General features: G+C 71.9%; 2 protein-coding genes. Both read right to left on the bottom strand.

Annotation, left to right across the window (positions count from 1 at the left end; genetic code table 11):
- Window positions 1-63 precede the first annotated feature (63 nt).
- A complete protein-coding gene (locus ABZ749_RS35010; RefSeq protein WP_357235658.1) occupies window positions 64-1,116 on the bottom strand; it encodes an acyl-CoA desaturase in 1,053 nt (350 codons plus the stop codon).
- A 136-nt stretch (window positions 1,117-1,252) separates the two neighbouring features.
- On the bottom strand, window positions 1,253-1,556 hold a 304-nt coding region (locus ABZ749_RS35005; protein WP_357235655.1), incomplete at its 5' end, for a hypothetical protein.

Below are 1,556 nucleotides of genomic sequence, written 5' to 3'. Positions count from 1 at the left end.
GGCATCGTCAGATGCCCGCCCCACCGCTCGATCCTCATGTCAGCCGCGCAGCGGCCGGTCTGGTCAGCCGCGCAGCGGCGAGCCCACCTCGTGCAGGTGACCGAGTGCCTGCCGGTACGACTCGACGAGCCCGGTCTCGGCGTACGGGATGCCCTGCTCGACGCAGTACGCCCTGACGATCGGCTGGGCCCGGCGCAGGTTGGCGCGGGGCATGTTCGGGAAGAGGTGGTGCTCGATCTGGTAGTTCAGCCCACCCAACGCGGTGTCCACGAACCGGCTGCCCCGCACGTTGCGGGAGGTCAGCACCTGCTTACGCAGGAAGTCCAACTCGTCCTCGGCGGTCGGCATCGGCATGCCCTTGTGGTTCGGCGCGAACGCGCACCCCATGTAGAGACCCCACAGGGCCTGGTGCACGACGGCGAAGAGCAGCGCCTTGACCGGGGACATGACCGCCAGCAGCAGCGCGACATAGCCGACGGTGTGCGCGAGGAGCAGCGCCGCCTCGGCCGCCCGGTACCGCATCGGCACGGTGTACCCGCCGTTCGGCTCCCGGCCGACGATGGCCCGGATGCTCGCCACGTGCAGGTTCAGGCCCTCCAGCAGGAGCATCGGGAAGAAGAGGTACGCCTGCCGCTTGGCCATCCAGCGACCGATCCCACGGGTCTCCAGCGCCTGCTCGTGCGTCCACACCAGGGCGCCCGCGCCGACGTCCGGGTCCTCGTCCTCGTGGTTCGGGTTGGCGTGGTGCCGGTTGTGCTTGTCGACCCACCAGCCGTAGCTGAGCCCGACCGCCGCGTTGCCGGCGAACAGGCCCACCAGCTCGCTGGGGCGACGCCGACGGAACATCTGGCGGTGCCCGGCGTCGTGGCCGAGGAACGCGACCTGCGTGGTGGCCACCGCCATCAGGGCCGCGAGGGGAAGCTGCCACCAGGAGTCGCCGAGCAGGAACACGGCCACCCAGCCGGCCACGAAGGCACCGAGGGTGAGCACGATGCGGGTGACGTACCAGCCGGGGCGCCGCTCCAGCAGGCCCGCCTGGCTGATCCGTCGGGACAACTGTGCGTAGTCACTGCCTCGCCGTCGTACCGGCGGTTCCGCCACCGCTCCGAGCGCCATCGCTGCTCCCGTTCCTCTTGCGCCCGCGCCAGGGTGGTTCGGGCTTACTGTCAAGTCTCCCGATCGCGGTAGCGCTGAGTAACCCCGACAGCCCCCGAATGGGGGGTAGGGCAGGCCCTACCCCTACGGGTTCGGCTCAGCTCAGTCGGCCCACCGCGGCGCGCAGTCGAGCCAGGTCACGTCGACGCCGCTCATAGGTGGCGGCGAGTCCGACCAGCGCCAGCCCGCCGATCCCCAGGTAGATCCACCGGGGCAGCAGATCCCACCCCCGGGCCAGCTCGTGCAGCGCCAGCAGCGTCAGCACCCCGCCGCCGAGCAGCACCGGCGCCTGCCACCGGCGGGTCGCGCCGGCCAGCACCGCGCCGGTCGCCGCCGCGCCGAGCAGCAGTCGTCGCCACGGCTGCGGGTCCGCCCCGGCCAGCACCGACACGAGGCTGGGC

It is taken from the genome of Micromonospora sp. NPDC047753, assembly GCF_040642735.1.
GTDB lineage: Bacteria > Actinomycetota > Actinomycetes > Mycobacteriales > Micromonosporaceae > Micromonospora.
The sequence above is the reverse complement of the archived record's forward strand: the minus strand, read 5'-3'. Positions and strand labels throughout refer to the sequence as shown.